Consider the following 25,341-nt stretch of genomic DNA (forward strand, 5'->3'; position numbering starts at 1 on the left):
GGGAGGCAATTAGCCTCCCTCAATTCTAATACGTTGAATTAAACTTCAACATCAGCTTCCGTACGTCTTTTCTTAAATTCCCTATATAGTAATAAGCTTAAAGTCATAACGACTTTAGACGTTAACCATATCATTAAGAGGGACTACCTTAGATTGTTCATGAAAAGTTACGTTAGTCATTAATACATACTCGATATGCTCAAATATGCATCGCGAATATAGCAAACGTTGTCCATAAAATCATCTAAAAATAACCGTACGCTGACATTTATTATAAAATCTGGCGCATTCTTTCTTGAGTTACTTCCACCAGCAAGTCTGGTTGGAACTTAGAAATGAAGCGGTTACAGCCAACTTTCTCAACCATAGCCTCGTTAAAGCTGCCGCTGAGTGAAGTGTTCAGTGTAATGAACAGGTCTTGCATACGAGGGTCACTACGTACTTCGTGGGTAAGCTTGTAACCATCCATCTCAGGCATCTCTGCATCGGTGATCATCAACAGAAGCTCTTCATAGATGTCTTTACCTGCATCACACCATGACTTAAGTAAATTCAAAGCCTCAAGACCATCACGACATTCAATAATGTTCAAACCAAGCTGAGACAAAGTACCTTTAATTTGGTTACGCGCTGTTGAAGAGTCATCAACGATCAATACATTACGTCCAACCAATTGAGCGGCTAACTCTGCATCGAGTACGCCTTCAGAGATTGAAACATCGTAGTCGATGATCTCAGCAAGCACTTTTTCCACATCAATGATCTCAACGATCTTCTGCTGCTTGTCTTCTTCAATGTGCGTAATTGCAGTTAGGTAGTTAGCTCTTCCCGTCGTCTTCGGCGGCGGCTGAATTTCAGTCCACATCGTATTGACGATATTACGAACCTGACCAACTAAGAAGCCTTGAACGGTACGGTTGTACTCGGTAATGATAAGGTTACTTTCTTGTGATTCTTGACGAGACGGTGGGAAACCAATCGCACTGCGTAAATCAATCACAGGTACTGACTCACCACGTAGGGAAGCAACACCAGTAATATTATGATGCGAACCCGGTAGTTTGGTTAACGCAGGTACTTTGAGCACCTCTTTTACTTTGAATACGTTAATCGCAAACAATTGGCGGCTATTCAAACTGAAAAGCAACAGCTCTAAACGGTTTTCACCGACTAACTTGGTTCTTTGATCAACCGAGTTCAAAACGCCAGACATACAACACCTTAGTGATAACAATAACTGCAGATACAATAGCCTAAATCAATAGGCTAACGCAAAACTACATAGGGAGGTTCTTAAACTAATGGCATCATTGTAAGCAATATGCCATTGAAGTAAATGGGCGGTGTTCAGATATGAGTCACGGCGAGGTTGATTTATAAATTAACCTTCGATCACCTTCATAAGTAATTGGCCATCGTACAGTGCTTGTTTGATCAGAGCAGCACCCGGCATGGTAGCTTGTTTATAGAAACGAGACTCCATCAATTCAAGATCTTGGTGATAGACCTTTAAGCTCTGTTCTTCTATGCACTTTTGAATTGCTGGATAAAGGACGTTTTTCGCTTGGTTAACCACACCACCAATCAAGATCTTTTCTGGGTTGAAAAGGTTAATCACGATAGCGATGGCCGAGCCTAAGTAATGGCCTAGCTGCTCAATGACTTCCACAGCCATCGGGTCACCTTCGGCTGCTGCTGCACAAATCTGCTCGATGGTAACGTCTTCGATACCTTCCAGAGACGAACTTTCACCTTGAGCAATACGCTCTTTTACTCGCTCACGAATCGCTTGAGAGCTGGCAACAGTTTCTAAACAGCCTCGGTTACCGCAGTGACAAAGCTTGCCCTGTTTATCGATCTGGATATGACCGAGTTCACCGATATTTCCGTGGCGACCTTGTAAAACGCGACCATCGAGAATAATACCTGCCCCTAAACCGTGGTGGATAGAGATAAGTACAGAGTTGTCGTTGTCTTGCGAGTTACCAAACAGCTTCTCAGCCAATGCCCAAGCACGTGTGTCATTGGCAATAAAAACGGGAAGCCCAGTTTCTTTGTAGATCTCTGGCCCTAAAGCAAGGTTCTCTACATTGTAGTGTGGCATCTGCAAAACGATGCCCTGCTCCGAGTTCACTAAACCCGGTAGTGTCACCGCAATGCTGGTTACCCTATCAAGCTGCTCAGCATACGTTTGGAAGAATTCGTCGATTTCATGGAGTAGACGCGCCAATACATCTTCTTGGTCGCGTTCGTGGATATCGATCTTAGTGTCGATAAGCACATCACCACCCAGCTCGTGCAGAGCGATAGTGAGATAACCACGACCCAAGCGCATCGAAAGAAACTGCCACCCTTCATTATTGGTTTGCAAACCAACAGCCGGACGCCCACGCGTGGTCGCTTCCTGAACCGTGGTTTCATGAATAAGGTGAGCTTCCATGAGTTCACGAGTAATTTTGGTAATACTCGCCGGAGCCAACTCACTTTGTTTGGACAGATCGATACGAGAAATGGGACCTTTAAGGTCTATTAGTTTATATACACGACCAGCATTGACCTGTTTGATATGATCAATATGGCCCGGTTGAGCCATGTACATTTTACGCTCCAGAAATCATCAATCGGGTAATTTTTTTACTTTGCGAAGTAATTGTGAAGTCCCTTGGTATATTGCCGTGACAAGCATCACGTATATACATGAATCTTTGTGTTTCGAGTCAAATACTTTAACAGAAATTCATACATCTCCCTCTACGACAAGACTTAATTTTCACCAGAAAACATCGCTCCTGCGTCTGATCATCAATTATTTTACGTAATTGGAGAAATATCTCGTTGGCTCCCAATAAATTATCAATTAATGCATATACTTAATTTTATCTTACACAGATTACTTGGTCTCACAGTAGGAGCATTCATGACAGCACAGGTAAGAAAAACAAAAATCGTTACCACACTGGGCCCATCCACAGACAAAGGCAACGTTCTCGAAGAGATCATCAAAGCCGGCGCCAACATCGTTCGCATGAACTTTTCTCATGGTAGTAGCGAAGATCACATCCAACGCGCGGCTAACGTTCGTGCTATTGCCAAAAAACTCGGTACCCAAGTCGCAATACTCGGAGACCTTCAGGGGCCGAAGATTCGAGTATCCACCTTTAGAGACGGAAAGATTCAACTCGCCGTCGGCGACAAATTTACACTCGATAGCAGCCTAGGACTCGGTGAAGGTAATCAAGAATCGGTCGGACTGGACTATAAAGAGCTACCCAATGATGTGGATGCTGGCGATGTCCTGCTACTCGATGATGGCCGTGTTCAACTAAAGGTTACTTCAGTAGAAGGCTGTCGAGTGCATACCGAAGTCATCATCGGCGGTCCTTTGTCGAACAACAAGGGGATCAATAAGAAAGGCGGCGGCCTCTCGGCTGAAGCTCTGACAGAGAAAGACAAGCGTGACATCATTACCGCCGCAGAGATCCAAGTTGATTACCTTGCTGTTTCATTCCCTCGTAACGGGGAAGACATGAGCTACGCCAGACAACTCGCTCGTGACGCTGGCCTGGAAGCACATCTAGTCGCCAAAGTTGAACGAGCAGAAACAGTTTCTAGTATTGAGAACATGGATGACATCATCATGGCGTCAGATGTAGTCATGGTAGCCCGTGGAGACCTCGGAGTTGAGATTGGTGACCCAGAGCTAGTTGGCGTACAGAAACAGCTTATACGTCGCGCTAGAGCGCTTAACCGTACGATTATCACCGCAACCCAAATGATGGAATCGATGATATCAGCACCCATGCCAACACGCGCTGAAGTGATGGATGTCGCCAACGCCGTGCTTGATGGTACCGATGCGGTAATGCTATCTGGAGAAACGGCTGCTGGCGCCTACCCCGTCGAGACCGTTAAGTCGATGGCTGAAGTATGTATCGGTGCAGAGAAGATGGCTGGAGTGAACCAATCTAACTACCGCATCGACCGAACGTTTGTAACGGCGGAAGAAACCATTTCAATGGCGACCATCTACTCGGCAAACCATATGGAAGGCATTAAAGGCGTTGTCACTCTCACTGAGTCCGGTCGCACAGCATTAATGATGTCTCGCCTCAGTGCCGACATGCCAATCTTCGCTTTGTCACGCAACGAAGGTACTCTAAATCGCTGTACCCTATACCGAGGCGTTACGCCTATCTATTTTGAGACGGACAAAGAAGACAGCTTTGATATCGCTCTCTCTACGCTGACCTGTTTGAAAGAGAAAGGGATGCTCAAATTTGGCGATCTCGTGATTATCACGCAGGGTGACATCATGGATGTCGCAGGTTCAACAAACTGCATGCGTGTGCTTCCTGTTACCTAGATATTACGGCATTCATACTTATGGCTGTGGAGCTAAACTTCACAGCCATTTTTGTGCTTAACACTCGATATCCGCAAGTTGAGAGGCATAAAAAGCAGAGATGTTAGATGCAGAAACGCTAGATGCTATGCGAACTGGATAACATGGGATGCTTTGGCGTTTTGTATGGAGCAATACAACTCCACAAATTTAAATCCAGCTTCCATCCCAAGCTGATAATCATGTAAGAGATCTTCTTTATCACTCATCAATGAGCTCGATTTGAGAGGCTCACTCGGCGCAATTTGAATCACGAAGGTATCATCTGGCGGAGAGTGTAAGAAATCTTCAGTCAATGAGTAGGTTTGGTAGTGAACCATCAACATATCCGCTAAGCCTGAATCGAACTTGTCGCCAACCAAGTGACTAAGACGGTAGATATCATCAGCACCAAACAGCCAACGCCCGCCATTAAGCAGGTCTAAATGCCGCCTGTCACGTTTCTGTTGCTTAGAGCGCGTGATCTGTTGCTGGAAGAACGAACTCCAATCGACCTTCCATTGCTCGACTTTCTGTTGCCAATGATCTTGCACGCTGCTGAAAGAACTACGAAACCACTCCAGCTCTTCCGCTGAGATAGGTTTCGGTGGCTTAGGTCCTTGCTGCAACTCATTCTCGGGGCGCCATTCAGAAGCCGGCTCAGTGCGTATAACAACGATTGAGCGTGCTTGTCTTCTCCAAGCCTCTTGAACCGGAATTGAAGCCGATACTCCACCATCTACATAATTCTCCCCAGCGATCTCAACCTCTCCATTGTAAAGCCGAGGAATGGCACAGGTAGCGAGCATAACCTTGTGCCAATCTTCACTAAATAATGGGAAATAGTGATCTTTAAGATCTTTTACATCCGTCACTGCCGCGTAGATGTTGCGTCCACCCAAGGCTTGCTGCCCTAAATCAAGGTCGAGCTTATACGGATAGGCTAGGATTTTTTCGAGCGCCCACTCCATTCCCAAGCCTTTACGGTGGCGAATATAAGAGAATAGATTAAAGAACTCAGGATCTGTGGTCAGATCCATAATAAAGGACTTACCCAGGCCTTTGTCTCGACAAGCAAAAGCACATAGATTCAGAGCACCAGCAGAGGTACCAAAGAAATCATCGAATGGGTCAAAATTAGAGAGGAGAAAGGCGTCTAGTACGCCAGATGTAAATATCCCTCTTTGGCCACCACCTTGAGCAACCAAAGCTGTTTTACCCGCAATAAACTTGTCGTAGTAAGCCAAGTCTATTGCGATATCGGTATTAGTAATTACGCCACTGTTCATTGCTACTTAAAGCGAACTGTGTAATTTCGCTTTCCTGCTATGGTTAGTTAGTTATTGCGATAAAACCGAACGTTAGCAGCACAATGAAGATAAAAGCGGTAATTTGTAGAGCGTTTTTCAGATCATGTTCCATAGACACCTCTGGTTATTATATTTAGTTTAGCCTTATTTAAGTGATATCAGGTGTGTGAAGTATGTTCAAGATTCGTCGAAATTAGTCGCACAATATTGATGTAAGCATCACAATTAATAGGTGTTTGGATAAGGATAGACCCATGAATAACAAAACAAATACTCTCGTGCTTTTCGCCCTTCTGAGTTATTCAGGGGCTTCTCTATCGGCTGAGATTCAAATCACTCCAATGATAGGTTTCACTGGCGGTGGTGCTGTCGAGGATGAAGATGGCAACACCTACGATATGGAAAATTCAGCCAGCTACTCTCTTGCTATCGAGACGCCACTCGAAAAGGGGCGAGTTGGGTTATTTTACTCAAATCAAAAGTCTGAGCTGGAATCTCTAAAACTAGACTCTTCAATTCAATACTTACACTTCCAGAGCAGTATCTACTACCCTGCAACGAATCAGTTTTCTGGTTACCTAGGTTTAGGACTGGGCGCTTCCTATGTCGATGTCGATTGGGCCAAAGATAAGTACGGATTCTCAGCATCTATTTTTGGTGGTGTGGAATACAAGCTCTCTGATAGCCTCGCACTAACTACTCAATTGCGTTGGCTAGGTACGGTCGTTGATAACGATACCAGCGGAGCCTGTAACTTACCCTCTACTGGGCAGAACTGTGTGATCCGATTTGAAACCGATTGGATGAACCAGTTTCAAGCCAATGTCGGCCTGACATTTACTTTTTAGCGATACAACGCCAGGTGCATAAGGGCGCTACACATCTGCATTAATGCTATCTAATAAAAAAACAGGCGCGGATATAACCGCGCCTATTTATATATCAGTCTTCTGAGCTTAAAACTTGTAAGTCACACCTACTGCACCACCAAGTTGTAACTCTGCTCCTGCGTACAAATCCAGCTCAGGATGAACTTGTGCGTAAGCGTTCCATCCCTCGTAGAAATTCACTTTTACACCCAGTGGTACTCGGACACCGAAGTCATCTTCCCACTCAGCCCATGCGCCAACGCCCACATACCAGTCTAATGGTGTTTCTGAATCAAACTTGCCACGTTTAAGCATGTAATCGAAGGCTGCGCCATCATTACCCACGGTGACGCGGTAAGTGTTATCTATTTCAATCACTGCGCTCAAGTCTTGGTCTAGTGCTAAACCCACTTCAAGGTCTGCATTGTCTGCCGCGTGTGCAACAAAAGAACTGCTCGCAATCAGGAGACCAAATAATCCATATTGTTTCATAATCAAGCCCTATTAATACATCTGCGATGAAGCATAGTTACCTATTAAAGATAGATGTCATCGTAGAGTTAGAGAACCATGGATATTAAGTCAACTTGGCCACAGTGGTGAAGAGTATGCAGAAACGAAAAAAGGAGGCTTAAAGCCTCCTTCTACTCGATTGAATCAGTGATTAACCGTTGTTACGGATCCACTCATCCATGTCTGTTTTCAGGTTGTCAGACTTAGTACCGAAGATAGCTTGAACGCCACCAGCTACTACTACTACACCAGCAGCACCTAGTTTCTTCAGTTTGTCCTGGTCAACAACTTCTGTATCAGCAACCGCTACACGTAGACGAGTGATACAAGCGTCAAGACCAGTGATGTTAGCTTTGCCACCGAATGCAGCAACTAGTTCGCCAGCTAGCTCAGAGCCAGTCGCTACAGCTTGGTCTTCTGACTCGTCTTCACGACCAGGAGTCTTAAGGTCTAGAGCTTTGATTACTGTGCGGAATACGAAATAGTAAAGCGCTGCGTAACCTAGGCCACAAACAATCATTAGACCCATCTTAGACGCGTTGCCAGATAGAACTAGGAAGTCGATTAGACCGTGAGAGAAAGATGTACCGTGTACAAAACCTAGAGTGTTCGCTAGAACGTATGCAGAACCTGCTAGTAGAGCGTGGATTGCGTACAGTACTGGAGCAACGAATAGGAATGAGAATTCGATTGGCTCAGTAATACCTGTTAGGAATGAAGTCAGAGCAGCTGATGCCATGATACCCATTACTTTAACGCGGTTTTCAGGTTTAGCAGAGTGTGCAATTGCGATTGCAGCAGCTGGTAGACCGAACATCTTGAACATGTAACCACCTGCTAGCTGACCGAAGCCGTTGCCTGCAGCACGAGATGCTTCATCAGCAACTAGGTAACAAGTAAGAACACCGTTTTGAGTTTCGCCAGCAGCGTTTACACAAGTACCAGCTTCGAAGAAGAAAGGTACGTTCCAAACGTGGTGAAGACCGAATGGGATCAAAGAACGCTCAATGATGCCGTAGATACCAAACGCAACTTGTGGGTTTTGGTGTGCAGCCCAATCAGAGAATGCAGCGATTGCGCCGCCAACTGGTGGCCATACGATAGATAGTAGGATTGCAAGACCGATCGCAGAGAAACCAGTGATGATTGGCACAGCACGCTTACCAGCGAAGAAGCCAAGGTACTCTGGAAGTTGGATACGGAAGAAACGGTTGAATGCCCAAGCAGCAACACCACCGACTAGGATACCACCTAGTACACCAGTATCGATTTTCTCAACGCCCATAACACCAGCCATTACGCCAAGTGTTGCAGTCATGATACCGTAACCAACGATTGCAGCTAGACCTGCAACACCGTCATTGTTTGTAAAGCCAAGTGCAACACCTACAGCAAATAGCAGAGCCATTTGACCGAATACTGAACCACCCGCTTGTTCCATTAGATTAGAAACAATCTCTGGAATGAAAGAAAGGTCCGCTGCACCAACACCAAGCAAAATACCCGCAACTGGTAAAACTGATACTGGTAGCATCAGAGACTTACCAACTTTTTGCAGGCTAGCAAAAAGGTTCTTAAACATGTTTATGCTCCTGATAAAGATAAAATAATTATATGGGTTCTAACGGCACACCCCCGTAGCCTAAATGTTAGCACCCAGTGAAAATGTAACCATGTATTGCATTATATTTTCTGCCGCTAAATATATATTGATGGGTAACAAACTTTCTAGTGACTTACGAAATTTAGTTTCAAAACACGTCTTGGATCACATGTCAAATCCAAAAATGCAATGGTTTACAATTAGGTAAAGTATTGTTTTTAAATGATTTTTTATTTACAGATTATTATTTCACGGGGTAAATAAAATAAGGGCTAATGTTATTTTTAGTAACAAATTTACAGATGTTACATTTTATGCTCTCAAGTTCAACATAATTCGTAAACATTAAAAAAGTTGAGCGTTTTGGTGATCTAATACGCAAAAAAGGGAGCTTACGCTCCCTTTTGTTTATCGATTTCATTTTTCATCGCAAAAAAAGTTTTCGGTAATTTTCCGTTGTTTTTTGTGCAACTTCTTTCATTGAGATTCCCTTGAGCTGAGCGATGTACGCGGCCACTTCAACCACATATGCAGGCTGATTCTGTTTGCCACGATATGGGACCGGAGCGAGATATGGAGAGTCTGTTTCAATCAGTAGCCTATCAAGTGGGATATTTTTAACCACTTCTTTTAACTCTGTCGCTTGCCTAAAAGTCACGATGCCAGAAATTGATATGTAAAAACCCAACTCCATAGCTGCATCAGCGAACGCCTGATCCTCAGTAAAACAGTGAATAACACCACCGCATTTCTCAGCGCCACCATCACGCAAAATAGCGAGAGTATCTTCGCGTGCATTGCGTGTATGAATGATCAAAGGCTTGTTAAGCTCAACTGCAAGTTCAACATGCTGCTTAAAACGTTCTTGTTGCAGCTCTGCTGTCTCTGGTTGGTAGTGGTAATCCAACCCGGTCTCACCAATAGCAACAACCTTATCGTCGCTTGCGTAACGACGCATACGTTCAAAATCGAAGTCACTCTCAACATCAAGTGGATGAACACCACACGATGCATGAACATTATCGAAAGGCGAGATCATTTCGAGCATATTTTCGAAAGAATCTAATGTCACGCCAACGGAAAGTAGCTGTTCAACGTTAGCCTCTTTGGCCTTATTGATGACATCTTCTACGCCGGTATGTAAATCTTGATAGTCCAATTTGTCTAAATGACAGTGGGAATCTACGAACATGTTTCCTCGCAAGTGGCGATAAGCCAATTCATTATCAGAAGCTCTGTGTTAAGCCCTGGGTGTTGCTTTAATTGTTCAAGAAGAACCAATAGCTGACTCGATGATTTATGAGCCGCTTGATACGAAAGAGTGATCGATAAAGCTTGTGCACTCGGCAGAATAGATTGACTTTGAATACCAAAATGTACCTTCTGCACGTCTGAGAGTAGATGCCATAACCAACTTAACTGAACAATTGAATCTTTCGCTATTTCAGATGCCAATTGCATCAAATTGAAGTCACTGCGCTGAATAATCTTCAGAAAGCGGTCGAACAGTTGTTGAGAGTTCTCTACCCCCCCCTCTTCTACCATAGCTTTTGCTAGTAGCGGGGCATTGTCATTCAGAGATAGCACGTAGTCTGGGACATCTTTTCCTAGCTCTTGCTTCAACCACTGACCACCTAGTTCTAAGCTTGGAGTAGCGACGCTGAACTGCTGACAACGACTGACAATCGTCGGCATTAAACGATGGCTGTTCTGGCTAACTAGAATAAAAACACACTCACTAGAGGGTTCTTCTAAGGTCTTTAGTAGTGCATTCGAAGCCGATTCATTCATCGCCTCGGCTGGACTAACCACGATGACACGCAAGCCATTCAATTGGGATGACTCTTGCGCCCAGCGATTACTCGATCGTATCTGATCGACTGTGATCGCTTTGCCCTCTTTCTCTGGAGAGATAACATGAAAATCCGGGTGACTGCCTGATTTCATCAGCTCACAGCTATGACAAAAACCGCAAGCCTCACTTTCGTAGTTGATACACATCAACGACGCGGTGAGTTGATCCACGGCTTTTTCAACACCCAAACCTAGCGGTGCATTAACAATCGATGAATTGGGGAATCGCCCTGCTTCTAGACTCTTTTTCCACTCGTTCCAAAGTGGTGATAGCCAAGGGTATAACTCGGTCATGTTTAACCTACTGTTGCTCTAACCAAGTTGTTAGCGCTTGTTTGATATCTGCCGCTACTTGCTCGATCTCTTGCTCTGCATTAATGACCAATACCGATTCATCTTGCTCGGCGATCTCTAAGTAACGTTCACGTGTACGGTCAAAGAATGAGATATCCATCTTTTCAATACGATCTAACTCGCCGCGACCACGCGCACGCTCAAGGCCAACACGTGGGTCCAAATCTAAATATAGAGTCAAATCGGGCTTGAAGTCGCCTAAAGTAGTCTCTTTTAATGACGTCATGGTCTTGCGGTCAATCTGACGACCACCGCCTTGATAGGCTTGTGACGACATATCATGACGATCACCCAGCACCCATTTACCTTCAGCAAGCGCTGGCTTAATTACATTCTCTACCAGCTGAACACGCGCTGCATACATCAATAACAGCTCGGTCATATCTTGCAGCTTCTCACCTTCATGCTCTTCTTTAACTAAAGAGCGCATCTTTTCGGCAAGGACAGTACCACCAGGCTCACGAGTATTCACGACCTCAGCGACACCTGATTCTTTGAGTGTCGCTAAGATTGCGTTAATCGCAGTGCTTTTACCTGCACCTTCTAGACCTTCTACCGTAATAAACTTCGACTGATTCATAGCTTTGTTCTTTATTTGTTTTTTCTTAATTGTTTTAAGTAAGCTCGTACTGCACGGTTGTGCTCAGCCAAACTCTTTGAAAATACGTGACCACCTGTGCCGCTTGCCACAAAGTAAAGGTAGTTACTTTGTTCTGGGTTCAAAGCCGCATTAATCGATGCTCTGCCAGCCATCGCAATCGGCGTAGGCGGTAGACCATTGATAGTGTATGTGTTGTATGGTGTTGGTGTTCTTAAATCTTTCTTACGAATGTTGCCATCATAGCTATCACCCATTCCGTAGATAACGGTTGGATCGGTTTGTAGGCGCATACGCTTATTTAGGCGATTCACGAATACCGATGAAACACGCTCACGCTCAGAAGCAACAGCAGTCTCTTTTTCGATGATAGACGCAAGGATAAGCGCTTCATACGGTGATTTAAGAGGCAGCTTTTCAGCACGAGTCTCCCACTCTTGGTTAACCACATCCATGAGATCTTTGTGAGCACGTTTCAATAAGTCTAAATCGCTGGTGCCATAGGTGTAGTGATAAGTCTCAGCGAGAAATAAACCTTCTAACTTCTTATGTTCAATACCCAGTAGCTCTGCGATCTCTTCTTCTGAGACGCCTTGTAGCGTCTGCTCAATAAATTCGTTCTGTTCTAGCTGCTGACGCCACTCATCAAAGCGGCTACCTTCAACAAATGTGATCGTAAACTGGTGCTCTTTACCTTCAACCAATACTTGAAGTGCCTGGTTAAGCGTTAGTTCTGGCTCAAGCAAGAAAGTACCCGCTTTCACATCAACCAATTCTGGGTGAAGCTTACGAATCAGCTTGCTGTATGGCGACGCCGTAAACAAACCTTCATCAACCAGTTGATTCAATACACGATGGAAACTCGCACCAGGAGCAACAGTGATCACCTGTGGCTCCTCTAGCTGAATTACTTGTTTTAGGTGCGCTTCAGCTTGATTGTAAATATAGAATGCTGCTGATGCTGCGATCACTAAGCATAAGACGACAAAAATAGATAACTTCTTAATCACGAGTTTAATAGTCCTTGAAGGGTACGTGTGACATGTCCAATTTCGAATTGTGTTTCTTTAATCTTGGTAACAGGAGCAACACCAAGGATTGAGTTAGTCATAAAGACCTCGTCGCTAGAAAGTAGGTGTTCTAGGTCAAAGCGACCGACGACAACCTCTGTTTGCTTACCTAGCTCAAGCAACACCTGTTTACGCATTACCCCAGCAACGCCACTGGCGTTAAGTTCAGGAGTGAAGAGCATTGAATCTTTGCGCCAAAACAGGTTCGCCATCGTGGTTTCGACCACCTGCTCATTGATATCTAATGCAATACCATCAACCAAGCCTAATTCATCTAGCTCAGCCTTCATGAGAATCTGCTCAAGACGATTGTTATGCTTGTGGCCGGCTAACAATGGGGATAGCCCTAGTTTTTGCTGACAAACACCGAGTTCGACGCCAGATTGCTGCCATTGACTGTAATGTTCTGGAAAAGCAAACGTACTAATGGTCACGACAGATGAAAACACGCCTGATGGGCTGTAACCTCGGCCACCAGAACCACGACTCACATGTAGCTTAACGCCCCCTAACCCTTTTTCAGGTACAGAGCAAAGCGCTTTATCCAACCATAAGCTGACTTGCTCCCAATCGAGAGGAGCAATGCGCAAAGCAACGAGACAAGCATCAACTCGCTGTTGATGATCATTGTAATATTGAATTTCACCATCGAGTGTCAGCATCGTGGTAAAACAACCATCGCCGTACTGAAACGAGCGATCGGTTAAGGCGACTGTTTGTTGGCTTTCTCCATCAACCCAAAACATGCTTTTCTCCAAAAAAGAAACGGCTCAATGCTAAGCATCAAGCCGTTTAAAAACAAGTCTAATTAGTGACTATCTACGATGTTTGAGTCTTTTATAAGATGATTAAATCTTTTTGAAGATCAAACAGCCGTTTGTACCACCAAAGCCGAATGAGTTACACGCCGCATATTCCATGCCGCTAACTTCACGCGCTGTGTGTGGAACTAGGTCAATGTCTAGACCCTCTTCAGGATCGTCTAGGTTGATAGTTGGTGGAACAACTTGATCAACCAGAGACATTGCAGTGATGATAGCTTCTGCAGAACCTGCAGCACCTAGTAAGTGACCAGTCATCGACTTAGTCGAAGAAACTAGTACTTGCTTGTAACCTGCTTCGCCAAGAGCACGCTTGATGCCTTTGATCTCTGCTACGTCACCTGCTGGAGTCGATGTACCGTGTGCGTTTACATAACCGATTTGTTCACCAGTAATGCCAGCATCACGCATCGCCGCTTCCATCGCTAGTGCACCACCTGAACCATCTTCACTTGGAGAAGTCATGTGGTAAGCGTCACCAGACATACCGAAGCCTACAAGCTCACAGTAGATCTTAGCGCCACGTGCTTTAGCGTGTTCGTACTCTTCTAGTACCATCATACCTGCGCCATCGCCAAGAACAAAACCGTCACGGCCTTTATCCCATGGACGAGAAGCTTTTTGCGGCTCATCGTTACGTGTTGATAGTGCTTTAGCTGCACCGAAACCACCCATACCTAGAGGCGTAGATGCTTTCTCAGCACCGCCCGCTAGCATTGCGTCTGCATCGCCGTATGCAATCATGCGAGCTGCGTGACCAATGTTGTGTAGGCCAGTTGTGCATGCAGTAGAAATAGCGATATTAGGACCGCGTAGACCACGCATGATAGACATGTGACCAGCAATCATGTTCACGATCGTTGACGGAACAAAGAATGGGCTAATTTTACGAGGGCCTTTTTCAGTCAGCGCTTGGTGACCAGCTTCGATCAAACCAAGGCCACCGATACCAGAACCGATAGCCACACCAATACGTGGTGCGTTCTCATCAGTAACGGTTAGACCAGAATCATCAAGTGCCTGAACACCTGCTGCGACGCCGTACTGGATGAATAGATCCATTTTACGAGCATCTTTTTTAGACATGTACTCTTCGCAGTTAAAGTCTTTAACTAGACCTGCAAAACGAGTTGAGAAATTGGTTGCATCAAAGTGCTCGATATTCACGATACCACTTTGACCAGCTAGCAGGGCTTTCCAAGAAGATTCTACAGTGTTGCCTACCGGTGACAACATACCCATGCCAGTGACAACTACACGACGCTTGGACACGATTTTACACTCCGGGGATTGAAATGATTTAGGATGAGGATAGATGAGTTAGATAAAACACAGGCGGTCGAGGTGACCGCCTGGGAGAGATTATTACTGAGCGCTAGTTACGTAATCGATAGCAGCTTGAACAGTAGTAATTTTCTCAGCTTCTTCATCTGGGATTTCAGTGTCGAATTCTTCTTCTAGAGCCATTACTAGCTCAACAGTGTCTAGAGAATCAGCACCTAGGTCATCAACGAAAGAAGCTTCGTTTTTAACTTCTGCTTCGTCTACACCTAGTTGTTCAACAATGATTTTCTTTACGCGTTCTTCGAGGTTGCTCATTTTTTCTTTTCCTTTACAGAGTTCGCTTTATGCGATGTTTTCCGTAGTTTATTCAATCTATTAAAAGTTGCAAGGCCAACTTTTCTGGTCAAACCACAATTTTAGCGATTTTAACCGAAATTACGTATGATTTTGACTTAAATCATGCACAAATGTTGCACACAATTTACACCATGTACATACCGCCATTGACGTGAAGTGTTTCACCTGTGATATAAGCTGCCGCAGGCGACGCCAAAAATACCACAGCTTCAGCGATTTCGCGAGGGTCGCCTAGACGACCTGCTGGTACATTCGCCAAAGTTGCTGCACGTTGGTCATCATTTAGCGCTTTTGTCATGTCTGTTTCAATAAAACCAGGTGCAACTGTGTTCACTGTCACACCACGAGAAGCTACTTCACGTGCCATAGACTTAGTGAAACCGATAACACCTGCTTTAGCTGCAGCGTAGTTTGCTTGGCCAGCGTTGCCCATAGTACCAACAACAGAACCTACGTTGATGATACGGCCTTCACGCTTCTTCATCATGCCACGCAGTACCGCTTTAGACATGCGGTAGATAGGCGTTAGGTTAGTATCGATGATATCGTTCCACTCGTCATCTTTCATGCGCATAAGTAGGTTATCGCGTGTGATACCAGCGTTGTTCACTAGGATATCAATCGCACCAAACTCATCGTTGATGGTTTTTAGTGTTGCAGCGATAGAATCAACATCTGTTACGTTCAGAGCAAGACCTTTACCGTTCTCACCAAGATACTCACTGATCGCAGCAGCACCGTTTTCTGACGTTGCAGTACCGATAACTTTAGCACCACGCTCAACTAAAAGTTCAGCGATAGCACGACCGATACCACGGCTTGCACCTGTAACTAGTGCAACTTTGCCTTCTAAATTCATCATAACTTCTCTTTATGTCGTTATTTAGCAGCTTCTAGTGATGCAGCATCATTTACTGCAGCAGCTGTCATTGTTTTAACAATACGCTTAGTTAGACCTGTTAGTACTTTACCTGGGCCTAATTCTAGTAGTTTTTCTACGCCTTGCTCGTTCATTGCTTGCACACCTTCAGTCCAACGTACTGGGCTGTAAAGTTGACGAACAAGTGCATCTTTAATCTTCGCAGGGTCTGTTTCAGCAGCCACATCAACATTGTTGATAACAGGCAGTGCAGGTGCGTTGAACTCTAGTGCTTCTAGAGCATCGGCTAGCTTCTCAGCAGCTGGCTTCATTAGTGCACAGTGAGACGGTACAGATACTGGTAGAGGAAGTGCACGCTTAGCGCCCGCTTCTTTACATAGTGCACCAGCACGCTCTACAGCCGCTTTATTTCCAGCGATAACAACTTGGCCTGGAGAGTTGAAGTTAACTGGAGAAACCACTTCATCTTGTGCAGCTTCTTCACAAGCTTTAGCGATTGATTCGTCATCTAGACCAATGATTGCGTACATTGCACCAACGCCTGCTGGTACCGCTTCTTGCATCAATTGACCACGAAGTTCAACCAGCTTGATCGCTTCTTTGAAGTCGATAACGCCTGCACATACTAATGCAGAGTACTCACCTAGGCTGTGGCCTGCTAGGTTTGCAGGTTGCTCTAGGCCAAGCTCTTGCCATACACGCCAGATAGCAACAGATGCTGCAAGTAGAGCTGGTTGAGTACGGAAAGTTTCGTTTAGGTTTTCTACTGGACCTTCTTGAACTAGAGCCCATAGGTCGTAACCAAGAGCTTCAGAAGCTTCAGCGAATGTTTGTTTTACAACATCATACTGCTCGCCTAGTTCAGCAAGCATACCAACAGCTTGAGAGCCTTGGCCTGGGAATACGATAGCAAACTTGCTCATTGTAATTATCCTTTAAGCAATGCAAAAAATTGAATAAGGCACATAATCTATGTGCCTTGATTGTTCTGTCGACTTAGGGGTTAGAACTTAACCAGAGCTGAGCCCCAAGTGAAACCGCCACCAAACGCTTCAAGAAGAAGAGTCTGACCGCGCTTAATTCGTCCATCGCGAACCGCTTCATCTAACGCAGTCGGAACCGTCGCTGCCGACGTGTTGCCGTGCTTATCAAGTGTAATCACCACCTGATCAAGTGACATAGTTAGCTTTTTAGCTGTTGCAGAGATAATGCGGTAGTTGGCTTGGTGTGGTACCAGCCAATCTAGTTCCGACTTATCCATGTTGTTAGCTGCCAGTGTGTCTTTTACTAGCTTAGAAAGCTGAGTCACTGCCACCTTGAAAACTTCGTTGCCTGCCATGTGAAGCCATTTGTCAGCATCACCGCCGCGCTCAGGAACTTCAAGGCTTAGTAGCTCACCGTATTTACCATCAGAGTAAATGTGAGTAGACAAAATACCTGGCTCTTCACTCGCACCCACAACAACTGCACCTGCGCCATCACCAAATAGGATGATAGTAGAACGATCAGTTGGGTCACAAGTTTTAGACAATGCATCTGCACCGATAACCAAAACGTTCTTACACATGCCTGATTTGATGTGTTGGTCAGCCACTGATAATGCGTAAACAAAACCAGAACATGCCGCCGCTAAGTCAAACGCTGGACAGCCTTTAATACCAAGCTTACCTTGCACCTGGCATGCAGAAGAAGGGAACGTATGGCTGCTGCTGGTCGTTGCAACAATGATCAAGTCGATATCATTTTTATCGATACCCGCCATATCAATTGCGTTTTCAGCAGCGTAGAACGCCATATCCGCTACAGTTTCATTTTCTGCAGCAATACGACGCTCTTTAATACCTGTTCTAGCAACAATCCACTCATCGCTAGTCTCTACCATTTTCTCTAGATCTGCGTTTGTACGCACCTGAGATGGCAAGTAGCTGCCAGTACCTAATATTTTGCTATACATGAAGACTAATAATGCCTCTCGAGTAAAACCGCTTCCAAACGATCGCTAATGCGGCTAGGGACTTGTCGTTTGACCTCGTGTACTGCCTCGCCAATTGCGTTGACGACCGCAGATACATCAGCACTTCCATGACTTTTAATGACAATGCCGCGCAATCCTAACAAACTTGCGCCGTTATACTGGTCGGGGTTCAAGGTTTTTAATTCAGTAAATAGCTCAGAAAACAGTATTCTGGCGATCCAACCCTTTATCGTTGACGCCATGATGCGCGTTTTTAGCTTATCAATAAAGAGTTGTGCAGTACCTTCACACGTTTTTAGGCACACATTGCCCACAAAACCATCACAAACAACCACATCTGCTGCATCTTGCAGCAGCTGATTTCCTTCAATATAGCCGATGAAGTTCACAGACTGGGTGTTAGACAACATTTCCGCGCATCGTTTTACAAGGTCATTGCCTTTTATTTCTTCTGCGCCGATATTCAAAATCGCGACACGTGGTGGGCGGTTTAAATGTTGTTCTGCGAGTGCGCTTCCCATAACAGCAAATTGAAAAAGAGAGTCTGCGTCACTGGATACGTTGGCACCTAGGTCCAGCATCCACGTTCTACCACCGGATGCAGTTGGCAACGCTGAGACAAGTGCTGGTCTATCAATGCCGGGAAGGAGTTTCAAACGAAAACGTGACAAAGCCATTAATGCACCGGTATTACCACCGCTGACACATGCGTCTGCTTGAGATTCCGCAACCAGATCGATTGCTTCACGCATAGAGCTGCCCTGACTGTTTCGTAAGGCAAGAGAAGGCTTTTCTGAGTTTGAAATAACTCGGTCACAGTGCTGGATGCTCAAACGAGAATCAGGCTGCCGACCTAATGAGGATAATTGAGATGTGATCGCATTTCGATCACCTATGAGAATGACTTTTAGCTCTGGGAAATACGACAGTGCCTGCACGGCGGCAGGCACTGTTACACGAGGACCGAAATCCCCGCCCATTGCATCAAGCGCAACGGTTATATTTTGCAAAAGGTCAACCTTACTTGTTGATAACCTTTTTGCCGCGGTAGTAACCTTCCGCAGTCACGTTGTGACGTAGGTGAGTTTCACCTGAAGTTGCGTCTACAGAAAGTGCAGCTGTAGTTAGCGCATCGTGTGAACGACGCATGCCACGCATTGAACGTGATTTCTTGCTCTTTTGTACGGCCATTGACCCTACTCCTATGTAAATTCTTAAAGAAGCAGTTACTTCTTTAAGCTTTTTAAAACATCAAATGGATTCGGCTTCTTTTCTTCCTCAATTTCTTCAGGAAGTTCACCAAACACCAAGTTATTTGAGTTAACGCTACAGTCCGCTTCGTCGTGCATTGCTACTTGAGGCAATCCAAGGATGAACTCGTCTTCAACTAGTTGAATCAGGTCTAACTCACCGTACTCGTTCAGATCTACCAAATCGTACTCTTCCGGTGCTTCTTCTTCACTTTTCTCATTGTAGTAAGGAGTATAAGTGAATTCGACATCGCACTCATGTGCGAAAACCTCATTACAACGTTGACACTCTAAATCGACTTCGACGTTAGCTTTACCAGAGATAACGACTAATCGTTGTTCATCAAGCCCAAATGACAATGAGACTTGCGCGTCACGTTTTACGCCTTCAGTTGCTTCGCTTAAGCGCTTGAAAAGACTAGTTTGGATGATGCCATCTAAATCAAGTCGTTTTTGAGCGGTTCTAGCCGGATCAACTGTACGCGGTATTTTTACCTTTTGCATAGGGCGCGAATATTATCTTCCAAATCGAGTTTAGTCAAAGGAAATGGCAAAAAAAGTACACTTTTTTCCCTTTCCCATACAGAGCATTATGAATATCAAGATAAGTTACTATATCCTGCATTAAATGCTTCTACGAATTGTAAATTAAAATGAAAAATTACCAACTAGTTTTGGCCTCTACTTCGCCATTTAGGCAAGAGATCCTCAAAAAGCTCCATTTAGACTTTGTGACTGCTAAGCCAGACTGCGACGAAACACCAATTGCCGGAGAATCGCCGCAACAATTAGTCATGCGTTTAGCAGAAGAAAAAGCCAAGTCTTGTCAGGTCACTTCGTCAAGCCTGATCATAGGTTCAGACCAGGTGTGTGTGATTGATGGAGAAATCATTGGTAAACCACACACCCGCGAAAAGGCCATTGAACAGCTATCACGCCAAAGCGGCAAAAGCATCACCTTTTACACCGGCCTCTCTGTTTGGAATTCCGTTACTCAAAAAGCTGACACACGTCTCGACACCTTTGTGGTTCATTTTCGCAACTTAACCACTGCACAAATCGAAAGCTACGTCGACAAAGAGCAGCCTTTCTATTGTGCGGGCAGTTTTAAGAGTGAAGGACTGGGTATTGCTCTCTTTGAACGTCTTGAAGGTAAAGACCCAAATACGTTAATTGGACTGCCGCTTATCGACCTGATTGATATGTTGGAAGCGCAAGGGTTGGATGTGCTTTAGGTTGGTCTCGAGCACTTTATAGAGATTCCCTACTCCTTCCTTCGTCGGTCTAGGGAATGACTAGCTTTGTCACTCACTCTAGAATAACAACACGATTCGACCAACATAATCGAGTTGCTTTATCACTAAAAAACCAAAGTTCGTCATCCCCAAGAGTGAGGGACGAGTGAGTTGGGGATCTCTGATAACGAGCACAAACAAAAAAGGTTGACGAAATTCTTCAACCTTTCTCATTTATGGATACTGCAGAACAAATTGGGAGAACACTCTATCCCTTCGTATCTCGTATCTCGTATCTCGTATCTTACAGAATTAAAGCTTACGCAGACCTACGATTGCCTTCTCTAACTTAGCTTCCATTGGAGCCGAGATATCCATCTTCTCTTCACTGCTTGGGTGTGTGAACTTAATATTCGCGGCATGTAGGAACAGACGGTCTAAACCAACTTTGCCCGTGTACGCGTCAAAGCGGCGATCACCGTAGCGATCATCCCATGCAATCGGGTGCCCCGTGTACTGTGTGTGAACACGAATTTGGTGAGTACGACCAGTAATCGGGCTTGCTTGAATCAAAGTCGCGTCTTTGAACTTCTCTAACACCTTAAAGCGGGTTTCAGAAGCTTTACCATTCGGGTTTACACGAACAATGCTGTTGACTTCATTTTTAAGAAGCGGTGCATTCACTACCTTACAACTGTTCTTCCACTCGCCCATGACTAATGCAAAGTAGTACTTCTGGACCGTCTTTTCACGGAACTGAGCTTGCAGATGGCGCAGCGCCGAACGCTTTTTCGCCACCAAGAGGATGCCCGAAGTATCTCTGTCAATTCGATGCACCAATTCAAGGAAGCGGGCTTCTGGTCGCAATGCGCGTAGAGCTTCGATGGCTCCGAACTTTAGACCACTGCCACCGTGCACCGCGGTACCTGAAGGTTTATTCAAGATAAGCATGTGGTCATCTTCATAAATGATGCAATGCTCTAGCTCGGACACTTTATTCAGCTTGGTGCTTGGCACGTTCTCTTCGATTTTCTCTTCCACAGTCACTGGTGGAATACGAACAAGATCGCCGGCTTTCAGTTTGTATTCTGCTTTGATGCGCTTTTTGTTAACACGCACTTCGCCCTTACGTACGATTCGATAAATCATACTTTTTGGGATGTTTTTTAATTGGTTACGTAAAAAGTTATCAATACGTTGACCAGCCATATCTTCATCGATGTCGACAAATTGGACTTTGGTTCTAATTTCGCTCATGCGGTTAGTGTATCACTGTCAAATTTGATAATTGAGAGTTAATTGCATTTTTCAGCGCGATTATACCCAAAAGGAGGTGTGAAACTTCTATATTTGTTTGATTCTTCGAACAAAAAACAATCAAGACTGCCGCAAAATTAAATATCATTTGATAAATTATTGATAGACAGTGAGTTAGAGCTATCAAAACCCAAACAAAAACCGTTTTTTTTCGCGCATTCTGATAAAGCAGATTGCTGTGATTAGCGACCACTGCTATAGTTCACAGCTGCTATCTATGGTTTGACTACTATTTAAACAGCCAACCATTCACAAGCAAGTAAATGAGTAGATGACTCAGTCAAAACCGTGCTGCATTGGCGTAAGACACCGTTAACTGAGTTCCTTGTCGCTCTACTCACGTACGCTCATGTTGAGTATTCACCGCCACATCGCGGATCATAGTTCACTATCTATGATGACTGACGTGCCCCAAGAGCATCCCTTCCAGCCGGGAGGCTGCACCGATAAAGCCATGGGATCAGGCACCATGAGAAACGAAATCAAGCGACAAGAACAATGATGAAAATAAGAAAAGACAATGAGTATTTCTAAATGAAAAGAATGTTAATTAACGCAACTCAAAAAGAAGAGTTGCGTGTCGCTTTGGTTGATGGCCAGCGACTTTTCGATCTTGATATCGAAAGTCCAGGTCACGAATCAAAAAAAGCGAATATCTACAAAGGACGTATCACTCGTATTGAACCAAGCCTAGAAGCGGCATTTGTTGACTACGGCGCAGAACGTCACGGTTTCCTCCCTCTTAAAGAAATTGCCCGCGAATACTTCCCTGAAGGTTACACATACCAAGGTCGTCCAAGCATCAAAGAAGTGCTAAAGGAAGGCCAGGAAGTTATCGTACAAGTTGAGAAAGAAGAACGTGGTAGCAAAGGTGCTGCACTGACTACTTTTATCTCTTTGGCGGGTAGCTACTTAGTTCTTATGCCAAACAACCCTCGTGCAGGCGGTATCTCTCGCCGTATCGAAGGTGACGAGCGTACTCAACTAAAAGCAGCTTTAAGCACACTTGAGCTTCCTCAAGGCATGGGTTTAATCGTTCGTACTGCTGGCGTTGGCAAAAGCGCAGAAGAGCTTGAGTGGGACTTAAACGTACTACTTAATCACTGGGCTGCTATCAAGCAGGCTTCGGATTCAAACGCAGCACCTTTCCTTATCCACCAAGAAAGTAACGTAATTGTTCGTGCAATTCGCGACTACTTGCGTCGTGATATTGGTGAAATTCTTATCGATAGCAACACTATTTTTGAGCGTGCACAAGCGCACATTCAACTAGTGCGCCCAGACTTTATCAGTCGCGTTAAGAAGTACGACGGTGAAGTTCCTCTATTTAGCCACTACCAGATCGAAAGCCAAATTGAATCTGCTTTCCAACGTGAAGTTCGCCTTCCGTCGGGTGGTTCAATCGTTATCGACCCAACAGAAGCTCTAACTTCTATCGATATCAACTCTGCTCGTGCAACGAAAGGTGGTGATATTGAAGAAACAGCTCTGAACACAAACCTAGAAGCCGCAGATGAAATTGCTCGTCAACTTCGTCTACGTGACCTAGGTGGTCTAGTAGTTATCGACTTCATCGATATGACGCCTGTTCGTCATCAACGCGAAGTAGAAAGCCGTCTACGTGATGCCGTTCGTCTAGATCGTGCTCGTGTACAAATTGGCCGTATTTCTCGCTTTGGTCTTCTAGAGATGTCTCGTCAACGTTTGAGCCCATCACTAGCAGAAGCAAGCCACCACATTTGTCCTCGTTGTACAGGTACTGGTGTTGTTCGTGACAATGAATCTCTAGCACTTTCAGTTCTTCGTCTAATCGAAGAGGAAGCTCTAAAAGACAACACAGCACAAGTGCTTGCAGTTGTACCTGTGCCAATCGCTTCTTACCTATTGAACGAGAAGCGTCGCTCTGTAAACCACATTGAGCGTACTCAAGAAGTTAAGATCACTGTTGTACCTAACTCTGATATGGAAACTCCGCACTTCGAAGTTATCCGTGTTCGTGAAGGTGAAGAGTTCGATCTACTTTCTTACCTACTTCCTAAGAAGCTAGACGCTCTGAAAGAAGCAGAAAGCAAAGAGCCAGCAGAACAGACGATTCGTCCTAAGAAGATCGAAGAACCTGCACTGAAAGGTTTTGCTGCTCCTGCTCAATCTGCGCCAGCTCCAGCGCCAAAAGCAGCAGCTGCAAAAGTAGAAGAGAAGAAAGAAGAGCCTAAGGCACAAGAATCAGGCCTAATCAGCCGCTTCTTCAAGGCTATTGGCAGCTTCCTATTCGGTGGCTCTTCATCTCAAGAAGAAAAACAAGAAGAGAAGCAAGAAGAGAAACCTAAGAACAATCGCAACAATGGCAACCGTCAACGTCGCGATCGCAATGACAATCGTCGTCGCAACCAGCGTGGTGATCGTAACGAGAACCGCGACAACAAGCGCCGTCGTAAGCCAGCTCGCGATGAGAAGCCTGAAGAGCAAAAAGAAAATGCAACTCAGCAACCTCGTCAAAACCGTAAGCCGAAGCAAGACCGCCGCAATAAGCAGCGTGACGAGCAGAAGCAACAACGCGAAGAGCAAGTACCATCTAAGGTTGCAGAACAAGGTCAACAGCTAGCAGCTGATGCTCAAGCGTCTAAACCTGAAGGTCAAAAACAGAAGTCTGAAGCGAAAGCTGCAAAAGTTAAAGAGCGTCGTCAACGTCGTAAACTGAACAAGCAGATCCGCGTTAAAGACCAGCAAGCTCAAGCAGAAAACAACTCTGCGAAAGAGCAGGTTGCAGCTAAAGATAAGTCTGTTGCTCAAGAGCAAAAGGTAGCGGAACAAGTAGAAGCTAGCCAAGCGAACGCTGAACAAACAGAACAGGAAGAGCCGAAGCAACGTCGTAACCGTCGTTCTCCACGTCACCTACGTGCAAGTGGTCAACGTCGTCGTCGCGGTCGTGACCGTCGCCCTAACCCATTCCGCCTACGTAAAGGTGGTGTAGCCTCTCCTGAGATGGCGATGGGTAAAGTGATGCCTCGTTTCGTGCCTAAACCGCACCACAAACAAGCAAAACCTGAAGCTGCTAAAGCAGAAGCGCAAGTACAACAATCAACTGAACTAGAAGCTGTTCAAAACAATGTTGTGATTGCTGGTGGTTTTGCATGTCCTGAAATGGCAATGGGTAAAGTGATTATCCGCCGTGAAGAGCCTGTGGTTGAAGCGAAAGCTGAAGAAGTGGTAGCACAGCCTGCAGTTGAAGCACCTGTTGTTGAAACACCTGTTGTTGAGACACCTGTAGCTGAAGCGCCTGTAGCAGCACCAGTTGTTGAAGAATCAGTTAAAGCTGAAGAAACGGTTGAAGCAGAAGCTGAAGAGACTTTAGCTGAAGCTCCAGTTGTTGAAGCACCAATCACTGAGGCTAAACCAGTTGAAGCAGCACCTGTGACTGAAGAGAAACCTTCAGTAGAAGCGAAGAAACAAGCTAGCTCGCCAATGACGAAAGCTCCTGGTCCACAAGAGATCAAAGAGATTGAAGTTGTTGCAGCACCATTCCGTAGCGAACGTTACGTATCGAAGGGTGCAGGTAGTCAGGTTGCTTCGAACCAAGCGGGTTCTGGTATGACTAAGCCAAACTACTAAGCATTTACTGTTGTAAATTCTTAAGTAAATAGAATCAAAGGCTGCTTATTATAAGCAGCCT

24 protein-coding genes are annotated in these 25,341 nt (G+C 45.0%); 4 read left to right on the plus strand and 20 right to left on the minus strand.

The window, feature by feature from the left end:
- Positions 1-271: 271 nt before the first annotated feature.
- Entirely contained in the window at positions 272-1,213 is a 942-nt protein-coding gene (locus tag FIV04_RS09795; protein ID WP_150868965.1) for a chemotaxis protein CheV, read from the minus strand.
- A 168-nt stretch (positions 1,214-1,381) separates the two neighbouring features.
- Positions 1,382-2,599, minus strand: a complete 1,218-nt coding sequence (locus tag FIV04_RS09800; protein ID WP_152469028.1) for an ROK family protein — start codon at positions 2,597-2,599, stop codon at positions 1,382-1,384.
- A gap of 318 nt (positions 2,600-2,917) precedes the next feature.
- Between FIV04_RS09800 and pyk the strand changes: the two genes are divergently transcribed.
- Complete coding sequence (pyk, locus tag FIV04_RS09805) at positions 2,918-4,363, plus strand: pyruvate kinase (RefSeq protein ID WP_150893988.1); 1,446 nt, start codon at positions 2,918-2,920, stop codon at positions 4,361-4,363.
- A 125-nt stretch (positions 4,364-4,488) separates the two neighbouring features.
- On the opposite strand, the gene FIV04_RS09810 is transcribed toward pyk, so the two are convergent.
- Positions 4,489-5,670, minus strand: a complete 1,182-nt coding sequence (locus FIV04_RS09810; protein WP_152469029.1) for a patatin family protein — start codon at positions 5,668-5,670, stop codon at positions 4,489-4,491.
- Positions 5,671-5,713: 43 nt separating this feature from the next.
- A complete protein-coding gene (locus FIV04_RS27380; RefSeq protein ID WP_150868968.1) occupies positions 5,714-5,803 on the minus strand; it encodes a YnhF family membrane protein in 90 nt (29 codons plus the stop codon).
- Between the two features lie 142 nt (positions 5,804-5,945).
- Between FIV04_RS27380 and FIV04_RS09820 the strand changes: the two genes are divergently transcribed.
- On the plus strand, positions 5,946-6,539 hold the full coding sequence (locus FIV04_RS09820; RefSeq protein WP_150893984.1) for an outer membrane protein: 594 nt from the start codon (positions 5,946-5,948) through the stop codon (positions 6,537-6,539).
- Between the two features lie 108 nt (positions 6,540-6,647).
- On the opposite strand, the gene FIV04_RS09825 is transcribed toward FIV04_RS09820, so the two are convergent.
- The 15 genes from FIV04_RS09825 to yceD all read right to left on the minus strand — a co-directional run bounded on the left by FIV04_RS09825 (position 6,648) and on the right by yceD (position 19,623).
- Positions 6,648-7,052 (minus strand): hypothetical protein, encoded by a 405-nt coding sequence (locus tag FIV04_RS09825; protein WP_032552044.1) that lies wholly within the window; start codon positions 7,050-7,052, stop codon positions 6,648-6,650.
- Between the two features lie 172 nt (positions 7,053-7,224).
- Complete coding sequence (gene ptsG, locus FIV04_RS09830) at positions 7,225-8,655, minus strand: PTS glucose transporter subunit IIBC (protein WP_032552043.1); 1,431 nt, start codon at positions 8,653-8,655, stop codon at positions 7,225-7,227.
- Positions 8,656-9,100: 445 nt separating this feature from the next.
- Positions 9,101-9,868 (minus strand): TatD family hydrolase, encoded by a 768-nt coding sequence (locus tag FIV04_RS09835; protein ID WP_032552042.1) that lies wholly within the window; start codon positions 9,866-9,868, stop codon positions 9,101-9,103.
- A complete protein-coding gene (locus FIV04_RS09840; protein WP_152469030.1) occupies positions 9,859-10,824 on the minus strand; it encodes a DNA polymerase III subunit delta' in 966 nt (321 codons plus the stop codon). The genes FIV04_RS09835 and FIV04_RS09840 overlap by 10 nt, the downstream gene beginning before the upstream one ends.
- 7 nt (positions 10,825-10,831) lie before the next feature.
- Entirely contained in the window at positions 10,832-11,464 is a 633-nt protein-coding gene (tmk, locus tag FIV04_RS09845; RefSeq protein ID WP_032552040.1) for a dTMP kinase, read from the minus strand.
- Positions 11,465-11,475: 11 nt separating this feature from the next.
- A complete protein-coding gene (gene mltG / locus FIV04_RS09850) occupies positions 11,476-12,492 on the minus strand; it encodes an endolytic transglycosylase MltG (RefSeq protein WP_152469031.1) in 1,017 nt (338 codons plus the stop codon).
- Entirely contained in the window at positions 12,489-13,298 is an 810-nt protein-coding gene (gene pabC / locus FIV04_RS09855) for an aminodeoxychorismate lyase (RefSeq protein WP_152469032.1), read from the minus strand. The genes mltG and pabC overlap by 4 nt, the downstream gene beginning before the upstream one ends.
- A gap of 102 nt (positions 13,299-13,400) precedes the next feature.
- A complete protein-coding gene (fabF, locus tag FIV04_RS09860) occupies positions 13,401-14,645 on the minus strand; it encodes a beta-ketoacyl-ACP synthase II (RefSeq protein WP_032552037.1) in 1,245 nt (414 codons plus the stop codon).
- Positions 14,646-14,738: 93 nt separating this feature from the next.
- Positions 14,739-14,972, minus strand: a complete 234-nt coding sequence (gene acpP, locus FIV04_RS09865; RefSeq protein ID WP_004737381.1) for an acyl carrier protein — start codon at positions 14,970-14,972, stop codon at positions 14,739-14,741.
- Between the two features lie 166 nt (positions 14,973-15,138).
- Positions 15,139-15,873 carry a 3-oxoacyl-ACP reductase FabG gene (gene fabG, locus FIV04_RS09870; RefSeq protein WP_172974268.1) on the minus strand — a complete coding sequence of 245 codons (735 nt, stop codon included), beginning with the start codon at positions 15,871-15,873 and terminating at the stop codon, positions 15,139-15,141.
- Between the two features lie 20 nt (positions 15,874-15,893).
- Positions 15,894-16,817: an ACP S-malonyltransferase gene (gene fabD / locus FIV04_RS09875; RefSeq protein WP_152469033.1), complete on the minus strand. Its 924-nt coding sequence runs from the start codon at positions 16,815-16,817 to the stop codon at positions 15,894-15,896.
- Positions 16,818-16,897: 80 nt separating this feature from the next.
- A complete protein-coding gene (locus FIV04_RS09880) occupies positions 16,898-17,848 on the minus strand; it encodes a beta-ketoacyl-ACP synthase III (protein ID WP_032552035.1) in 951 nt (316 codons plus the stop codon).
- 5 nt (positions 17,849-17,853) lie between these two features.
- Entirely contained in the window at positions 17,854-18,879 is a 1,026-nt protein-coding gene (plsX, locus tag FIV04_RS09885) for a phosphate acyltransferase PlsX (RefSeq protein WP_032552034.1), read from the minus strand.
- Positions 18,880-18,889: 10 nt separating this feature from the next.
- Positions 18,890-19,060, minus strand: coding sequence for a 50S ribosomal protein L32 (gene rpmF, locus FIV04_RS09890; RefSeq protein ID WP_004414666.1), 171 nt, complete (start codon positions 19,058-19,060; stop codon positions 18,890-18,892).
- A gap of 35 nt (positions 19,061-19,095) precedes the next feature.
- A complete protein-coding gene (gene yceD, locus FIV04_RS09895; RefSeq protein WP_032552033.1) occupies positions 19,096-19,623 on the minus strand; it encodes a 23S rRNA accumulation protein YceD in 528 nt (175 codons plus the stop codon).
- A 149-nt stretch (positions 19,624-19,772) separates the two neighbouring features.
- Here yceD and FIV04_RS09900 point away from each other — a divergent pair, with 149 nt between their 5' ends.
- Positions 19,773-20,354, plus strand: a complete 582-nt coding sequence (locus FIV04_RS09900; protein ID WP_152469034.1) for a nucleoside triphosphate pyrophosphatase — start codon at positions 19,773-19,775, stop codon at positions 20,352-20,354.
- A 312-nt stretch (positions 20,355-20,666) separates the two neighbouring features.
- Here the strand turns inward: FIV04_RS09900 and rluC are convergent, their stop codons facing one another.
- Positions 20,667-21,611 (minus strand): 23S rRNA pseudouridine(955/2504/2580) synthase RluC, encoded by a 945-nt coding sequence (gene rluC, locus FIV04_RS09905; RefSeq protein WP_152469035.1) that lies wholly within the window; start codon positions 21,609-21,611, stop codon positions 20,667-20,669.
- Between the two features lie 594 nt (positions 21,612-22,205).
- On the opposite strand from rluC, the gene rne reads away from it, so the two are divergent.
- Positions 22,206-25,280: a ribonuclease E gene (gene rne, locus FIV04_RS09910; RefSeq protein ID WP_152469036.1), complete on the plus strand. Its 3,075-nt coding sequence runs from the start codon at positions 22,206-22,208 to the stop codon at positions 25,278-25,280.
- Positions 25,281-25,341: the final 61 nt, after the last annotated feature.

This window comes from Vibrio sp. THAF190c (assembly GCF_009363355.1).
Taxonomy (GTDB): domain Bacteria; phylum Pseudomonadota; class Gammaproteobacteria; order Enterobacterales; family Vibrionaceae; genus Vibrio; species Vibrio fortis_A.

What these genes read in the sequence shown, in the direction of transcription:
- rpmF (WP_004414666.1), bottom strand. Translation starts at nt 19,060, where the DNA reads ATGGCCGTACAAAAGAGCAAGAAATCACGTTCAATGCGTGGCATGCGT.
- acpP (WP_004737381.1), bottom strand. Translation starts at nt 14,972, where the DNA reads ATGAGCAACCTCGAAGAACGCGTAAAGAAAATCATTGTTGAACAACTA.
- FIV04_RS09835 (WP_032552042.1), bottom strand. Translation starts at nt 9,868, where the DNA reads ATGTTCGTAGATTCCCACTGTCATTTAGACAAATTGGACTATCAAGAT.
- yceD (WP_032552033.1), bottom strand. Translation starts at nt 19,623, where the DNA reads ATGCAAAAGGTAAAAATACCGCGTACAGTTGATCCGGCTAGAACCGCT.
- rluC (WP_152469035.1), bottom strand. Translation starts at nt 21,611, where the DNA reads ATGAGCGAAATTAGAACCAAAGTCCAATTTGTCGACATCGATGAAGAT.
- FIV04_RS09810 (WP_152469029.1), bottom strand. Translation starts at nt 5,670, where the DNA reads ATGAACAGTGGCGTAATTACTAATACCGATATCGCAATAGACTTGGCT.
- tmk (WP_032552040.1), bottom strand. Translation starts at nt 11,464, where the DNA reads ATGAATCAGTCGAAGTTTATTACGGTAGAAGGTCTAGAAGGTGCAGGT.
- FIV04_RS09840 (WP_152469030.1), bottom strand. Translation starts at nt 10,824, where the DNA reads ATGACCGAGTTATACCCTTGGCTATCACCACTTTGGAACGAGTGGAAA.
- FIV04_RS09800 (WP_152469028.1), bottom strand. Translation starts at nt 2,599, where the DNA reads ATGTACATGGCTCAACCGGGCCATATTGATCATATCAAACAGGTCAAT.
- FIV04_RS09900 (WP_152469034.1), top strand. Translation starts at nt 19,773, where the DNA reads ATGAAAAATTACCAACTAGTTTTGGCCTCTACTTCGCCATTTAGGCAA.
- pabC (WP_152469032.1), bottom strand. Translation starts at nt 13,298, where the DNA reads ATGTTTTGGGTTGATGGAGAAAGCCAACAAACAGTCGCCTTAACCGAT.
- ptsG (WP_032552043.1), bottom strand. Translation starts at nt 8,655, where the DNA reads ATGTTTAAGAACCTTTTTGCTAGCCTGCAAAAAGTTGGTAAGTCTCTG.
- pyk (WP_150893988.1), top strand. Translation starts at nt 2,918, where the DNA reads ATGACAGCACAGGTAAGAAAAACAAAAATCGTTACCACACTGGGCCCA.
- FIV04_RS09825 (WP_032552044.1), bottom strand. Translation starts at nt 7,052, where the DNA reads ATGAAACAATATGGATTATTTGGTCTCCTGATTGCGAGCAGTTCTTTT.
- fabG (WP_172974268.1), bottom strand. Translation starts at nt 15,873, where the DNA reads ATGAATTTAGAAGGCAAAGTTGCACTAGTTACAGGTGCAAGCCGTGGT.
- FIV04_RS09795 (WP_150868965.1), bottom strand. Translation starts at nt 1,213, where the DNA reads ATGTCTGGCGTTTTGAACTCGGTTGATCAAAGAACCAAGTTAGTCGGT.
- rne (WP_152469036.1), top strand. Translation starts at nt 22,206, where the DNA reads ATGAAAAGAATGTTAATTAACGCAACTCAAAAAGAAGAGTTGCGTGTC.
- FIV04_RS09820 (WP_150893984.1), top strand. Translation starts at nt 5,946, where the DNA reads ATGAATAACAAAACAAATACTCTCGTGCTTTTCGCCCTTCTGAGTTAT.
- FIV04_RS27380 (WP_150868968.1), bottom strand. Translation starts at nt 5,803, where the DNA reads ATGGAACATGATCTGAAAAACGCTCTACAAATTACCGCTTTTATCTTC.
- fabD (WP_152469033.1), bottom strand. Translation starts at nt 16,817, where the DNA reads ATGAGCAAGTTTGCTATCGTATTCCCAGGCCAAGGCTCTCAAGCTGTT.
- FIV04_RS09880 (WP_032552035.1), bottom strand. Translation starts at nt 17,848, where the DNA reads ATGTATAGCAAAATATTAGGTACTGGCAGCTACTTGCCATCTCAGGTG.